This is a genomic window from Rhizobium sp. 62_C5_N11_2 (assembly GCF_051811185.1).
Classification (GTDB): Bacteria; Pseudomonadota; Alphaproteobacteria; order Rhizobiales; family Rhizobiaceae; genus Rhizobium; species Rhizobium leguminosarum.
Window position 1 is genome coordinate 549,575 of record NZ_JBPWPW010000001.1, and the last position, 14,023, is coordinate 563,597.

At 61.8% G+C, this 14,023-nt stretch carries 12 protein-coding genes; 7 read left to right on the plus strand and 5 right to left on the minus strand.

Annotation, left to right across the window (positions count from 1 at the left end; genetic code table 11):
* Positions 1-38 precede the first annotated feature (38 nt).
* Positions 39-452 carry a DoxX family protein gene (locus AB8B31_RS02730; protein ID WP_018244967.1) on the minus strand — a complete coding sequence of 138 codons (414 nt, stop codon included), beginning with the start codon at positions 450-452 and terminating at the stop codon, positions 39-41.
* A gap of 208 nt (positions 453-660) precedes the next feature.
* Here AB8B31_RS02730 and AB8B31_RS02735 point away from each other — a divergent pair, with 208 nt between their 5' ends.
* Positions 661-1,371 (plus strand): glutathione binding-like protein, encoded by a 711-nt coding sequence (locus AB8B31_RS02735; RefSeq protein WP_018244968.1) that lies wholly within the window; start codon positions 661-663, stop codon positions 1,369-1,371.
* A gap of 141 nt (positions 1,372-1,512) precedes the next feature.
* Here AB8B31_RS02735 and AB8B31_RS02740 read toward each other — a convergent pair whose 3' ends face one another.
* The 3 genes from AB8B31_RS02740 to groES form a co-directional block, all read right to left on the minus strand.
* Positions 1,513-1,989 (minus strand): hypothetical protein, encoded by a 477-nt coding sequence (locus AB8B31_RS02740; RefSeq protein WP_026188633.1) that lies wholly within the window; start codon positions 1,987-1,989, stop codon positions 1,513-1,515.
* Between the two features lie 631 nt (positions 1,990-2,620).
* Positions 2,621-4,261: a chaperonin GroEL gene (gene groL, locus AB8B31_RS02745; RefSeq protein ID WP_018244970.1), complete on the minus strand. Its 1,641-nt coding sequence runs from the start codon at positions 4,259-4,261 to the stop codon at positions 2,621-2,623.
* 72 nt (positions 4,262-4,333) lie between these two features.
* Positions 4,334-4,630: a co-chaperone GroES gene (gene groES, locus AB8B31_RS02750; protein ID WP_003545797.1), complete on the minus strand. Its 297-nt coding sequence runs from the start codon at positions 4,628-4,630 to the stop codon at positions 4,334-4,336.
* A 364-nt stretch (positions 4,631-4,994) separates the two neighbouring features.
* On the opposite strand from groES, the gene AB8B31_RS02755 reads away from it, so the two are divergent.
* From AB8B31_RS02755 to AB8B31_RS02770, 4 genes are all read left to right on the plus strand, one after another.
* On the plus strand, positions 4,995-5,843 hold the full coding sequence (locus AB8B31_RS02755) for a TIGR01459 family HAD-type hydrolase (RefSeq protein ID WP_018244971.1): 849 nt from the start codon (positions 4,995-4,997) through the stop codon (positions 5,841-5,843).
* A gap of 14 nt (positions 5,844-5,857) precedes the next feature.
* Positions 5,858-6,841 (plus strand): bifunctional riboflavin kinase/FAD synthetase, encoded by a 984-nt coding sequence (locus tag AB8B31_RS02760; protein ID WP_026188634.1) that lies wholly within the window; start codon positions 5,858-5,860, stop codon positions 6,839-6,841.
* A gap of 285 nt (positions 6,842-7,126) precedes the next feature.
* The gene (gene ileS, locus AB8B31_RS02765; RefSeq protein WP_026188635.1) at positions 7,127-10,018 is read left to right on the plus strand and encodes an isoleucine--tRNA ligase; all 2,892 of its coding nucleotides are present in this window, start codon (positions 7,127-7,129) and stop codon (positions 10,016-10,018) included.
* Positions 10,019-10,151: 133 nt separating this feature from the next.
* A complete protein-coding gene (locus AB8B31_RS02770) occupies positions 10,152-10,781 on the plus strand; it encodes a hypothetical protein (protein WP_018516568.1) in 630 nt (209 codons plus the stop codon).
* A 51-nt stretch (positions 10,782-10,832) separates the two neighbouring features.
* On the opposite strand, the gene AB8B31_RS02775 is transcribed toward AB8B31_RS02770, so the two are convergent.
* Positions 10,833-11,270, minus strand: coding sequence for a nucleoside deaminase (locus tag AB8B31_RS02775; RefSeq protein WP_032981423.1), 438 nt, complete (start codon positions 11,268-11,270; stop codon positions 10,833-10,835).
* 90 nt (positions 11,271-11,360) lie between these two features.
* On the opposite strand from AB8B31_RS02775, the gene AB8B31_RS02780 reads away from it, so the two are divergent.
* Positions 11,361-13,472, plus strand: coding sequence for a pseudouridine synthase (locus AB8B31_RS02780; protein ID WP_018244976.1), 2,112 nt, complete (start codon positions 11,361-11,363; stop codon positions 13,470-13,472).
* Positions 13,453-14,013, plus strand: coding sequence for a 16S rRNA (guanine(966)-N(2))-methyltransferase RsmD (gene rsmD / locus AB8B31_RS02785; protein ID WP_017959156.1), 561 nt, complete (start codon positions 13,453-13,455; stop codon positions 14,011-14,013). Before AB8B31_RS02780 ends, rsmD begins: the two co-directional genes overlap by 20 nt.
* Positions 14,014-14,023: the final 10 nt, after the last annotated feature.

Here is a 14,023-nt window from a genome sequence, read left to right on the forward strand (position 1 = left end):
GGCGGGTTTTCGCATTTATGGGAGGATGTCTGCTGGTATCAGGCGGCTGCGTAGGAGCCGCGGCGTGCGTCGATCGAATAGGCGCCGGCACCGACGGTGGCGAGTAGTATGTACGCGCCGGCCAGCGTGATATTCTTCATGACCATGATCTGGTTGAGAATGTTCACGAGTTCCGTACCACTCGCGTAGGGCAGGTGGAAGGCAATGCCCGTGAAGACACAGAAGGCGGCGAGCAGCCAGCCGGCAATGCGGACCTGGAAGCCTGTGAGAACCGCAAGCCCGGCCAGCAGTTCGAAAAGGCCTGCGACATAGGCCAGCAGGGTTGCTGCCGGTAGGCCGGCACCAGCGATCATGCCCGCAGTACCGGCAGGATCGGTGAGCTTCATGAAGCCGGAAAGAATGAACATGAAAGACAGAAGAATGCGGGCAATCAGGATGATGACGTTGGACATGGATGTTGTCTCCGTTTGAAGGACTCTGGAGATCTGGGTGCCCCGGCACCGGATGGACCTCGGATGTCACCTATGTCGCCTTTTTCTTGCTTTATGGAAAGATAAACGGAAGCGGACAGTTCGTTCAATAATATGGAACGATGATCGGCCATCGCTTGCCTTTGTGAAGCCTCGTCTCCTATGGTCGGCTGATAACATGGAGGCTCCGATGGCAGATCTTTCCGCATTTCCGATCACGACGCGCTGGCCGGCTAGAAATTCCGATATCATCCAGCTCTATTCCCTGCAGACGCCGAATGGGGTGAAGGTCTCCGTCGCCCTCGAAGAGCTCGCTCTCGCCTATGAGCCGCATTATATTTCCTTCGCCGCCAACGAGCAGAAGTCGCCAGAATTCGAATCTCTCAATCCGAACGGCCGCATTCCGGCGATCATCGATCCAAACGGTCCCGACGGGAAGCCGATCGGTCTTTTCGAATCCGGCGCCATCCTGCTTTATCTCGCGGAAAAAACCGGCAAGCTCATCCCTGCTGATGCTGCCGGTCGCTACGAAACCATCCAGTGGGTGTTTTTCCAGATGGCGGGTATCGGCCCGATGTTCGGCCAGTTCGGACATTTCCACAAATTCGCTGCCGACAAGGTCGCCAACAACGCCTACCCGGTGGAGCGCTATCGCGATGAATCCAAACGCTTGCTCGGCGTGCTCGAGGGCCGGCTGAAGGGTCGTCAGTGGATCATGGGCGATCAGTATACGATCGCCGACATCACCACCTTCACCTGGGTTCGCGGCGCCGATGTCTTCTATGGCGGTCGCGAGGTGCTCGAATATGCGAAATTCCCCGCCGTCTCGGACTGGCTGGAGCGCTGCATCGCCCGTCCGGCAAGTGCCAGGGGCCTCAACATCCCGGTCAAGCCGGAGTAACCAACAGATCGCTGGAAAGTAGAAAGGCCGCCCTCGAAGACGTCGGGAGCGGCCGTTGATTTTGCTCTTCCGGCCTATCGCCGGCTCCTGCACAACTCTTTAGATCGGAACCGATTTAAGGAGTTTGCAGCAATTTGCGGGCTACAGCGACTTTTGCGCATCTGAAAAGACGCGCGGCGCTGTCGTGATCTGGCTTGCCCCTTCCAGCTTGAAGCGTGGAAAGATGAAGACGCCAACCATGCTGCCGCTGTATTTCTGCTCAAGCCCGTTCGACTCGCCCATGCAGAACAGCGGCTGGCGGAAGCCGTTCGGCATGATGATCGTCGTCGAAAAACAGAAGGAGGAGCAGAGCGTCGCCGCCTGCTCAAACAGCTCCAATATGTGGCTGCGCTCCTTGGCGTCGTAGCAGCGGATCAGGCTTAAGAGTCCACATTCCTGTGCGGCAAGGCCGTGCAGCATCGCGCTCCATTCGCCGAGACGGAGCATCCCGCTCGAAAAATCTCCAGTCCAGGCTTCGGAAACGGAAAACTGCGCCAACATCTCGTGATTTTGATTGGCGTCATCAAGCGAGCCGGGCGTCAAGGGTGCGGCTGCATTGGCTCTGGCGATCTTAAACAAGGCGTTCCCCAGTTCGGATGCGGCTATTCCGCCGCACGCTCGGCAAACACAAAGAAACAGGATCACGCAGCAGCGGGCATGATGCCCGCGCTTACCTCCGGCGATGATTGCCACGGCCATCTGGCCTCCGTAACCGGAGCCCTTCGAAGCCGAACGTTCACGCATCGCCTTCCGCGCTCCGGTCTCGTCTATTGGCGAAAAATTATCGCCGGGCGCGCTTTAATTGCAGCGCGGATTTATAGGGGCTTTTGGACAAACGGCAACGGCTTTTTAAGGGGTATTCGGATTCGCATCCTTTCACGGGATGTCTGCATTTGCGCGCGATTTCGCGAGAAACAGCATCGGAAGATCATCCTTGAGGGTTTTGGAAGCGTTTTCACTCCGCGTCAGGCCGGAAATCTTGCCGCAACACTGTGTTCTCTCGCATGTTGGCAAGCTGAGAAAGACGCGGGCAGCGCAAGCCTGGCGCAAGCTTCGCGCCGCGGAGTCGGCAATAGGAGCCAGGCAAACGTTTCATCGCTATGCCAATTGGGCCGGGCGTCGAATCGCTTTGGACAAAAGAAAGGGCGACCCGAGGGCCGCCCTTCCTGTTCCGGATACCGGAATGGTGGTCAGTGATGGCTTTCGCCGATCACATCATGTCCATACCGCCCATGCCGCCCATGCCGCCCGGCATGCCAGCTGGGGCATCCTTCTTCGGCAGTTCGGCGATCATGGCTTCGGTGGTGATCAGCAGCGATGCGACAGAAGCGGCGTTCTGCAGCGCCGTGCGAACGACCTTGAGCGGGTCGACGATACCCATGGCGATCATGTCGCCATATTCGGATGTCTGGGCGTTGTAGCCGAAGTTGTCTTCGTTCTTGTCGAGGACCTTGCCGACAACGATCGAGGCTTCGTCGCCTGCGTTTTCAGCGATCTGACGAACGAGCGACTGCAGGGCGCGGCGAACGATGTTGATGCCGGCTTCCTGGTCGTCGTTTGCACCCTTGACGGTGATCTTCGTGGAGGAGCGGAGCAGAGCGATACCGCCGCCGGGGACGATGCCTTCCTGAACAGCAGCGCGGGTCGCGTTGAGCGCGTCGTCGATGCGGTCCTTCTTTTCCTTCACTTCAACTTCCGTCGAGCCGCCGACGCGGATGACGGCAACGCCGCCAGCGAGCTTGGCAAGGCGTTCCTGCAGCTTCTCGCGGTCGTAGTCGGAGGTGGTTTCTTCGATCTGAGCCTTGATCTGGGCAACACGGCCTTCGATGTCGGTCTTGGCGCCCGAACCGTCGACGATCGTGGTGTTTTCCTTGGAGATCGAAACCTTCTTGGCACGGCCGAGCATGTCGAGCGTGACGGATTCGAGCTTGATGCCGAGATCTTCAGAGATGACAGTGCCGCCCGTCAGGATGGCGATGTCTTCGAGCATGGCCTTGCGGCGATCGCCGAAGCCGGGCGCCTTGACGGCAGCGATCTTGAGGCCACCGCGCAGCTTGTTGACGACGAGCGTTGCGAGGGCTTCGCCTTCTACGTCTTCAGCGACGATGAGGAGCGGCTTGCCGGTCTGGACGACAGCTTCGAGAACCGGGAGCATCGACTGCAGGTTCGAGAGCTTCTTCTCGTGAAGGAGAATGAAGACATCTTCGAGGTCTGCGATCATCTTTTCCGGGTTGGTCACGAAGTAGGGGCTGAGGTAGCCGCGGTCGAACTGCATGCCTTCGACGACTTCGAGTTCGGTTTCGGCGGTCTTGGCTTCTTCAACCGTGATGACGCCTTCGTTGCCGACCTTCTGCATGGCTTCAGCAATGTCGAGACCGACCTGCTTGTCGCCATTGGCCGAAATCGTGCCGACCTGTGCAACTTCTTCCGAGGTGGAGATCTTCTTGGCCTTGGCCTGGAGATCCTTCACGACGTCAGCAACAGCAAGATCGATGCCGCGCTTCAGGTCCATCGGGTTCATGCCGGCGGCAACGGCCTTGTTGCCTTCGCGAACGATCGCCTGGGCAAGAACGGTTGCAGTCGTGGTGCCGTCGCCGGCGATGTCGTTGGTCTTCGAAGCAACTTCGCGGACCATCTGGGCGCCCATGTTTTCGAACTTGTCTTCGAGTTCGATCTCCTTGGCGACCGAAACGCCGTCCTTGGTGATGCGCGGAGCGCCGAAGGACTTGTCGATGATGACGTTACGGCCCTTCGGGCCGAGCGTGACCTTCACTGCATCGGCGAGAATGTCGACGCCACGCAGCATCTTTTCGCGCGCGGTGCGGCCAAACTTGATTTCTTTAGATGCCATATTCTTAACTCCTGAATTCGAGTTGTTCGGGCAAAGAGCCCGTCAGCCATTTCGGGAAAGCAGGTCGGCCGATCAGCCGATAATGCCCATAATGTCGGCTTCCTTCATGATCAGAAGGTCTTCGCCGTCGATCTTGACTTCGGTGCCGGACCACTTGCCGAACAGGATGCGGTCGCCAGCCTTGACGTCGAGTGCGACAACCTTGCCGGACTCATCGCGCGCGCCGGAGCCGACGGCGACGATTTCGCCTTCCTGCGGCTTTTCCTTGGCGGTATCGGGAATGATGATGCCACCCTTGGTCTTGGCTTCGGACTCAACGCGGCGAACAACGACGCGGTCGTGAAGGGGGCGGAAGTTGGTGCTTGCCATTGTCTAATCCCTCGATCGAATGACATTCGCGGACCGGAGTGGCCCACATGGATAGGTGTTAGCACTCCCTTGCGGTGAGTGCTAGCGACGAGCATTTAGGGATGGCTCCGAAAGGAGTCAATGAGAGCAATCACGAATTTTTGCGCCGGAATTGTGAAGAGGCCGGAGAATAGTCGGAGATTGCGGCCGAAACCCGGCGCAGCCGTACCCCTCCGCCTCGGGATGGGATCGTCAAGCTTTGCCCATCCACTCCCGCCGATCGCCGGTCGAAATCTTCCCATTGGCCGGCAGCAAAGAAAATGCCTTGCCATCGCCTTGCGCCTTTGCAATGTCACCGGTGACTGAAGCAAATCGGGAAATCGGAATGGCGAAGCGGATAGAAAACTTCTCGGAGATAACAAGTCACTATGATGTGGTGCTCTGTGATGTCTGGGGCGTCGTTCACAACGGCGTCGATCCGTTCCCGAAGGCGGCAGCCGCCCTTGAAGCGGCACGCGAGAGTGGCGTCGCCGTCGTCCTCATCACCAATTCGCCGCGTCTTTCCTGGCAGGTGGTCGAGCAGCTGCGCCAGATCGGCGTTCCCGACAGCGCCTATGACAGGATCGTCAGTTCAGGCGACGTCACTCGCGGTCTGATCTCCGAAGGGCCGAAGACGGTCTTTCTGCTCGGTCCCGAGCGCGACACCCCGCTCCTCGACGGCCTCGACGTCGAGCATAAGCCCGCGGGCGAAGCGCAATCGCTGGTCTGCACCGGCTTTTACGACGACGAGACCGAGAAGCCGGAGGATTACACCGATATGCTTCTCGACTTTAAAGCCCGCGACGTGCCGATGATCTGCGCCAATCCCGACCTCATCGTCGAGCGCGGCCATCGCATCATCCCCTGCGCCGGCGCCATGGCCGCCTATTACGAACAGCTCGGCGGCAGCACCCGCATCGCCGGCAAGCCGCACCGGCCGATCTACGAGGCGACGCTGGCCGCTGCCCGCGAGCTTCGCGGTGATTTCCCCGTCGACCGAGTGCTGGCGATCGGCGACGGCATGCCGACCGATGTGCGCGGTGCCTTGAATTATGGCCTCGACCTTCTTTACATCAGCGGCGGTATCCACGCCAAGGAATACACCCTCAACGGCGAAACAGACGAGGCGATCCTCAACGCCTATCTCGAACGGGAAAAAGCCGCGCCGAAGTGGTGGATGCCACGCCTTGCATGAAGAGAAGCCAGCCGATGACCGTCTTCCACCGCAATGAAACCCGGGAACCCTTGCCCGCCCATCTGAAGGGCGGCGTCATTGCCATCGGTAATTTCGACGGCGTGCACCGCGGCCATCAATCGGTGCTGAGCCGCGCGCTCGAAATCTCCAAGGCGCGCGGTATCCCCGCTTTGGTGCTGACCTTCGAGCCGCATCCGCGCACGGTCTTTCGGCCGCAGGCGCCGGTCTTCCGCCTGACGCCCGCGCCGCTGAAGGCCCGCATCCTGGAAACGCTGGGTTTCAGCGCCGTCATCGAGTATCCCTTCGACTACGAATTCTCGCAGCGCTCGGCCGATGATTTCATCCATTCGATCCTGAAGGATTGGCTCGGCGCCTCCGAAGTCGTCACCGGCTTCGATTTCCATTTCGGCCGCGGCCGCGAGGGCGGTCCCGCCTTCCTGATGAATGCCGGCCATAGCTACGGCTTCGGCGTCACCTTGATCGATGCCTTCCGCGACGAAAACGCCGATGTCGTCTCTTCAAGCCATATCCGCGCGCTCCTGAAGGAGGGCAGCGTCAGCGAAGTCGCCGGCATGCTGGGCTACCGCTACACGGTGGAAGCCGAGGTGATCGACGGCGAAAAGCTCGGCCGCCAGCTCGGTTTTCCAACAGCCAACATGCGCCTGCCGCCGGAGGTCGATCTTGCCGCCGGCATCTACGCCGTCCGCTTCCGCCGTCAGGACGGCACGCTCCACGATGCCGTCGCAAGCTACGGCCGCCGGCCGACGGTGACGGAAAACGGCGCGCCGCTGCTCGAAACCTATCTTTTCGATTTCAGCGGCGATCTCTACGGCCAGCTCTGCTCAGTCTCCTTCTTCGGCTATATTAGACCCGAGCTGAAATTCGACGGCCTCGATCCGCTCGTCGCCCAGATCAAACGCGATGAGGAAGAGGCGAGGGCGCTGCTTGCGGGTGTTACGCCGCTCAGTGCGCTTGATGGGAAACTGTGCTTTTCCTAAGGTCGCCTTGAGTGCGGCTGTCGCTGGCATACCGTCAATTTCAGCCGTTGATGCCGATTGCTAGCCGCCAATTCTTCTCTTCCTTTTCCCGGCAAAAACGCCTATGAACCGGCGCGATGACGAAATTTCGGCTGGCAATGATGATGCGAATTATCGGCCCGGCCTTCCGCGCGCGCTAAGCGGCCGGAAGGTCCGGGTTTTCAGCGCTTGGAAACGAGCGCTTCCGCCACCAGCTATTTCACGCCCGCTGCGCCCTTTCCGGGCCGCCAGAAACGATTGCCAGACATGACCGACACAGCCGAAAAGATCGACTATTCGAAGACCCTCTATTTGCCCGAGACTGATTTCCCCATGCGCGCCGGCCTGCCGCAGAAGGAGCCGGAACTCGTCAAGCGCTGGCAGGAGATGGGTCTCTACAAGAAACTGCGCGCTTCCGCCGCTGGCCGCGAGAAATTCGTCCTTCACGACGGTCCGCCCTATGCCAACGGCAACATCCATATCGGCCACGCGCTGAACAAGATCCTCAAGGACGTCATCAACCGCTCGTTCCAGATGCGCGGCTACGACGCCAATTACGTGCCCGGCTGGGATTGCCACGGCCTGCCGATCGAATGGAAGATCGAAGAGAAGTACCGCGAGAAGGGCAAGAACAAGGACGAGGTCCCGGTCAACGAATTCCGCCGGGAATGCCGTGAATTTGCCGCCGGCTGGATCAAGGTCCAGGCGGAAGAGTTCAAGCGTCTCGGCATCGAGGGTGACTTCGACAATCCCTATACGACGATGAACTTCCACGCGGAGTCGCGCATCGCCGGCGAACTGTTGAAGATCGCCGCAAGCGGTCAGCTTTATCGCGGCTCCAAGCCGATCATGTGGTCGGTCGTCGAGCGCACCGCGCTGGCCGAGGCCGAGGTCGAATACCAGGACTATGAGAGCGATACGATCTGGGTGAAATTCCCCGTCGTCGAAGGTCCGGCTGCGCTCAAGGATGCATTCGTCGTCATCTGGACGACCACGCCCTGGACGATCCCCGGCAACCGCGCGGTCTCCTTTTCCGAGCGTGTTTCCTACGGCCTCTATGAGGTGACGGCCGCCGAGAACGATTTTGGCCCGCGCCCGGGCGAAAAGCTGATCTTTGCCGATAAGCTGGCCGAGGAATCCTTTGCCAAGTCCAAGCTGCAGTACAAGCGCTTGAGCGATGTCTCTTCGGCTGACTTCGCAGCGATGACCTGTGCGCATCCCTTCAAGGGTCTCGGCGGTGGCTATGAATTCCTCGTGCCGCTGCTCGATGGCGATCACGTCACCGACGATGCTGGCACCGGTTTCGTGCACACGGCGCCAAGCCACGGTCGCGAAGACTTTGATGCCTGGATGTCGGCTGTCCGCACGCTTGAGGCCCGCGGCGTCGAGACCAAGATCCCGTTCCCGGTCGACGACGGCGGCTTCTACACATCAGACGCCCCCGGCTTCGAAGGCGCCCGCGTCATCGACGACAACGGCAAGAAGGGCGATGCCAACGACCGCGTCATCAAGGAGCTGATCGCCCGCGGCGCGCTCTTTGCCCGCGGCCGGCTGAAGCACCAGTATCCGCATTCCTGGCGCTCGAAGAAGCCGGTCATCTTCCGCAACACGCCGCAATGGTTCGTCTATATGGACAAGACCCTTGCCGACGGCACGACGCTGCGTTCGCGCGCGCTCGGTGCAATCGACGATACGCGCTTCGTGCCCGCCGCCGGCCAGAACCGCCTGCGCGCCATGATCGAAGGTCGCCCGGACTGGGTGCTCTCGCGCCAGCGCGCCTGGGGCGTGCCGATCGCCGTCTTTGCCGACGAGCAGGGCGAGGTCCTGGTCGATGAAGCCGTCAACGCCCGCATCCTCGAAGCCTTCGAACATGAGGGCGCCGACGCCTGGTTTGCCGAAGGCGCCAAGGAGCGATTCCTCGGGAATGATCATGACCATTCCCGCTGGACGCAGGTCATGGATATTCTCGACGTCTGGTTCGATTCTGGCTCGACGCACACCTTCACGCTCGAAGACCGTCCGGATCTGAAGTGGCCGGCCGATCTTTATCTCGAAGGTTCCGATCAGCATCGAGGCTGGTTCCATTCGTCGCTGCTGGAATCGGCTGCCACCCGTGGCCGTGCGCCTTACGACGCCGTCCTCACCCATGGCTTCACCATGGACGAGAAGGGCGAGAAGATGTCCAAGTCGAAGGGCAACGTGACCGCACCGCAGGAGGTGATGAAGGATGCCGGCGCCGATATCCTGCGCCTCTGGGTCATGACCTCGGATTATGCCGACGACCTGCGTGTCGGCAAGACGATCATCCAGACCAATGTCGACGCCTATCGCAAGCTGCGCAACACCATTCGCTGGATGCTCGGCACGCTCGCCCACGACAAGGGCGAGGAGATCGCGTTTTCCAATCTGCCAGAGCTGGAGCAGCTGATGCTGCACCGGCTTGCCGAGCTCGACGAGCTGGTGCGCGAGAACTACGATGCCTTCGACTTCAAGAAGATCGCCCGCGCGCTGATCGATTTCGCCAATGTCGAGCTTTCGGCCTTCTATTTCGATGTCCGCAAGGATGCGCTCTATTGCGATGCGCCGTCGAGCCTGCGCCGGCGTGCCAGCCTGCACGTCATCCGCCAGATCTTCGATTGCATGGTGACCTGGCTCGCCCCGATGCTGCCCTTCACCACCGAGGAGGCCTGGCTGTCGCGCAACCCGTCCGCCGTGTCCGTGCATCTTGAGCAGTTTGCTCCGGTCGCAAAGGAATGGCGCAACGACGCCTTGGCCGAGAAGTGGAAGAAGATCCGTACAGTGCGTTCGGTTGTGACCGGCGCCCTGGAAATCGAGCGCAAGGACAAGCGCATCGGCTCCTCGCTGGAAGCGGCTCCGCTTGTCCACATTGCCGATCCGGAGCTGTTAAAGGCGCTGGAAGGCCAGGACTTCACCGAGGTCTGCATCACCTCGGCAATCGAGATCAAGGCCGGCGAAGGACCGTCGGATGCTTTCCGCCTTGCCGAGGTGCCTGAGGTTAGCGTCGTGCCGAAGCTTGCAGAGGGTGAAAAATGCGCTCGGTCATGGCGCATCACCAGGGATGTCGGCTCCGATCCGGAATATCCCGATGTTTCGGCCCGCGACGCTGCTGCCCTTCGCGAGCTTGCCGCGCTCAAGTGAAGAATATTGCCGGATGAATTGCGCTTTCGCGGTTCATCCGGTAAAAGCTGCCTGAAAATGGCCGGATTTTTGCGTCAGGGGGACGGTTGTCCGGTTGGGCGAGGATTGCACCGGCAGGGCTGGAAGGGTTTTCATGTTAGCAACGCATTGGTTCCGTATGGGCGCCTGCCTGTCTGTTGTAGTGGCGGGATGCTCCCTGGTGTCCAGTTGCGCCAGCAGCCCGACCTACGGCACGGACAAGACCGCCATGGAACAGCTGACCGACGATCTCGGCCAGTCCGTGTCGTTGACCGGACCGGACCCGAAGAACAAAGGCGTCAAGTACACGCCGCGGCCGACGCTGGTGCTGCCGGCACAGGCGCAGAAAGAGACCCTCGTTGCGCCGCAGCAGACCGTCGCCAACAAGGACAATCCGCAATGGCTTGAATCGCCGGAGGAGACCCGCGCCCGTCTCGTTTCGGAAGCCGACGAGAATTCGGACAATCCGAATTACCGCTCGCCGCTCGCAAGCTCTGCGATCGAAGGCGGCCGACGGACGACGGAAGCCCAGACCAAGGCCTATCGTGAAGCCCGTGCCCTGCAGAAGGGCTCCTATGTCGATCAGCGCCGCTATATATCAGATCCGCCGCCCGGCTACCGCACCGTCGACGATCCGGCAAAGCTCGATGATGTCGGCGAGCCCGAGCTCAAGAAGCAGAAGAAGCGTAAGAAGGATGCAGCTGTCGCCAACACCGGCAAGCAGTGGTGGAACCTCCTGCAGTAGCTTTTTCGGCGCGCCGGCAAGGATGACGGCGCTGCGTACCGGCGCTGGAGACTAGGGCGCCTCTCTCCTTTGCGAAAAGAACTTTCGCAGCATATCGGCCGATTGGACCTCGTTGAAACCGGAATAGACCTCCGGGGCGTGGTGGCAGGTCGACTGCCCATAGAATCGTACGCCATTGTCGACGGCGCCGCCCTTCGGGTCCTCGGCGCCGTAATAGAGCCTGCGGATACGCGCAAACGAGATGGCTGCTGCGCACATGGTGCAAGGCTCCAGCGTCACGTAGAGATCGGCACCGGTAAGACGTTCCTGTCCGAGCGCTTCGCAAGCGAGCCGGATCGCGGCGATTTCGGCATGCGCGGTGACGTCTTTGAGCTCGCGCGTACGGTTTCCCGAGCGTGAAACGGCAATATCGTCGATAACGACGACGGCGCCGATCGGCACCTCACCGCGTTTTCCGGCCGCGCGCGCTTCTTCAAGCGCCATCTCCATGAAACGATTTGTCTTCACGATCGCAAGAATTTCCACTTAACCGCAGATGCGTGACCTGATAGACAGGCCCAAAAGGCAGGCAAACAACAAATGACACCCAAAGACAAGCCAAAACGCCCGGGCGCAAAGCCCCTTTCACGGGATATCAGGTCGAAAGCCGGCCCGAAGGCGGACGGCGAGAAGCCGGCAAAGCCTGCGGCCGCACGCGCGATCGCCGCCGAGACCGATGGTGAGGCCAAGGCCGAACGCATTTCCAAGGTGATGGCGCGCGCCGGCGTTGCCTCCCGCCGCGACATCGAACGCATGATTATGGAAGGCCGTGTGACGCTGAACGGCAGGGTGCTCGAAACCCCCGTCGTCAACGTCACGCTAGCCGATCGGATCGAAGTCGACGGCGTGCCGATCCGCGGCATCGAGCGCACCAGGCTGTGGCTCTATCACAAGCCCGCCGGTCTCGTGACCACCAATGCCGATCCGGAAGGCCGCTCGACCGTGTTCGACAACCTGCCGGAAGAGCTGCCGCGCGTCATGTCGATCGGCCGCCTCGACATCAATACCGAAGGCCTGCTGCTGCTGACCAATGATGGTGGTCTCGCCCGGGCGCTCGAGCTGCCGGCGACCGGCTGGCTGCGGCGCTACCGCGTCCGCGCCCATGGCGAGATCGATCAGGACGCGCTCGACAAGTTGAAGGACGGCATCGCCGTCGACGGAGTGCTCTATGGCTCGATCGAGGCGACGCTCGACCGCACGCAAGGCTCGAACGTCTGGATCACCATGGGCCTTCGCGAAGGCAAGAACCGCGAAATCAAGAACGTGCTCGGCGCGCTCGGCCTCGACGTCAATCGCCTGATCCGCATTTCCTATGGCCCGTTCCAGCTCGGCGACCTGCCGGAAGGCCATGTGATCGAAGTGCGCGGCCGGACACTGCGCGACCAGCTCGGCCCGCGCCTCATCGAGGAGGCCAAGGCGAATTTCGACGCGCCGATCTACAATGCGCCGGCCGTCGCTGCCGAGGAAGAGGCAGAGCCAGCAGCACCGGAAAAACGCGAGCGTCCGCGCCGCGACGAGGACAAGCGCGAACGGGCGCTGAGCCGCCTCGACACCAAGCGCGACGACCGCCACGGTGGCGCGCGCAAAGAGGACGACCGCCGCGATGGCGGGCGCCGGGACGATGAAAGGCCAAAGCGTCCGCAGCCGCTCGGTCAGCGCCGCAGCGCCAATGTCTGGATGGCGCCGGGCGCCCGGCCGCTCGGCGAAAAAGCAGCTGCAAAAGCTGCCAAGAATGCGCAGACCGCGCGCCGGCGTGGCGAGCCGGCGCCGGCAAAGAATGATCGCATCGAGGATCGCCCGCGCACACAGGTGAACCGCGTGCGCGAAGAGGATGGCGAATGGATCCGCTCGAGCGAGCAGCCCCGTCGCAAGGATGAGGGCGAGGGCTTCGGCCGCAAGCGTTCCTTCGGGGATCGCCCCGCCCGCGAAGACCGCGGTTTTGGCGACCGCCCGGCGCGCGGCGAACGGCCGTTCAGTGATCGTCCCTCGCGTGGGGATCGGCCCTTCGGCGACAAACCGCGCGGTGATCGCAAGCCGCGTGCGGAAGGTGTCGAGCGTCCTCGTGCCGCCAGAACCTCCGCCGGCGAAGGCCGTTCGGAGCGTCCGCGCGGCGAACGGCCGTTCGGTGATCGCCCCTCGCGTGGGGATCGGCCCTTCGCCGACAAACCGCGCGGTGATCGCAAGCCGCGTACGGACGGCGACGAGCGTCCTCGTGCCGCCAGAACCTCCGCCGGCGAAGGCCGTTCTGCGCGTCCGCGCGGCGACCGGCCGTTCGGTGATCGCCCCTCGCGTGGAGACCGGCCCTTCGGCGACAAGCCTCGTGGCGATCGCAAGCCGCGCGAGGACGGTGATGAGCGTCCGCGGGCAGCCAGAAGCTTTGCCGGCGAGGGGCGCTCCGAGCGTCCGCGCGGTGAAAGACAGTTCGGCGACAAGCCCTCGGGTGACAGGCCTTCTGGTGACAGGCCGCGCGGCAAGGGCTTTGCGGCCAAGCCCGGTGGGGCCAAGCCTGGTGGGGCCAAGAGTTTTTCCGGCAAGCCGAAAGGCGCCAAGCCGGGCGGTGACAGGCCGGGCGGCGACAGGCCTGCAGGCGGGCCGTCCAGAGGTGGTGCTAAAGGAAAGGGAATGACGCGCGGTGCGGATCGTCGGCGGTGAGTTTCGCGGACGGCCTCTCGCCGTGCCAAAATCCAACGAGATCCGGCCGACTGCCGACCGGACGCGCGAGAGCCTGTTCAATATATTGAGCCATGCCTATCCGGAATGCGTCGATGGCACCCGGATCCTCGACCTTTTTGCCGGCACCGGCGCCGTCGGCCTCGAAGCCGTTTCACGCGGCTGTCGCCATGCGCTCTTCGTCGAAAACAGTGTCGAGGGCAGGGCGCTGCTCTGGGAGAACATCGATGCGCTCGGCTTGCACGGCCGCACGCGCATCCTGCGCCGGGATGCGACCGATCTCGGCAGCGTCGGCAATCTCGAACCCTTCGACGTGCTCTTTGCCGACCCGCCCTATGGCAAGGGTCTCGGTGAGAAGGCGATGGCGGCGGCGGCCGAAGGCGGCTGGCTACGGCCTGGCGCAATCGCCGTGCTCGAAGAACGCGCCGATATTGTCGTTTCCGTCCATCCTTCCTATGTTTTCCTCGAAAGCCGCATCTTTGGCGATACGAGGGTGCATTTCTTCCGATATCAGCCGCAATAAGCGGGGGCGG

Coding starts and splice junctions, on each gene's coding strand:
- AB8B31_RS02730 (WP_018244967.1), bottom strand. CDS start 452: ATGTCCAACGTCATCATCCTGATTGCCCGCATTCTTCTGTCTTTCATG.
- AB8B31_RS02780 (WP_018244976.1), top strand. CDS start 11,361: ATGACACCCAAAGACAAGCCAAAACGCCCGGGCGCAAAGCCCCTTTCA.
- AB8B31_RS02760 (WP_026188634.1), top strand. CDS start 5,858: ATGACCGTCTTCCACCGCAATGAAACCCGGGAACCCTTGCCCGCCCAT.
- groL (WP_018244970.1), bottom strand. CDS start 4,261: ATGGCATCTAAAGAAATCAAGTTTGGCCGCACCGCGCGCGAAAAGATG.
- groES (WP_003545797.1), bottom strand. CDS start 4,630: ATGGCAAGCACCAACTTCCGCCCCCTTCACGACCGCGTCGTTGTTCGC.
- AB8B31_RS02755 (WP_018244971.1), top strand. CDS start 4,995: ATGGCGAAGCGGATAGAAAACTTCTCGGAGATAACAAGTCACTATGAT.
- AB8B31_RS02735 (WP_018244968.1), top strand. CDS start 661: ATGGCAGATCTTTCCGCATTTCCGATCACGACGCGCTGGCCGGCTAGA.
- ileS (WP_026188635.1), top strand. CDS start 7,127: ATGACCGACACAGCCGAAAAGATCGACTATTCGAAGACCCTCTATTTG.
- AB8B31_RS02775 (WP_032981423.1), bottom strand. CDS start 11,270: ATGGAGATGGCGCTTGAAGAAGCGCGCGCGGCCGGAAAACGCGGTGAG.
- AB8B31_RS02770 (WP_018516568.1), top strand. CDS start 10,152: ATGTTAGCAACGCATTGGTTCCGTATGGGCGCCTGCCTGTCTGTTGTA.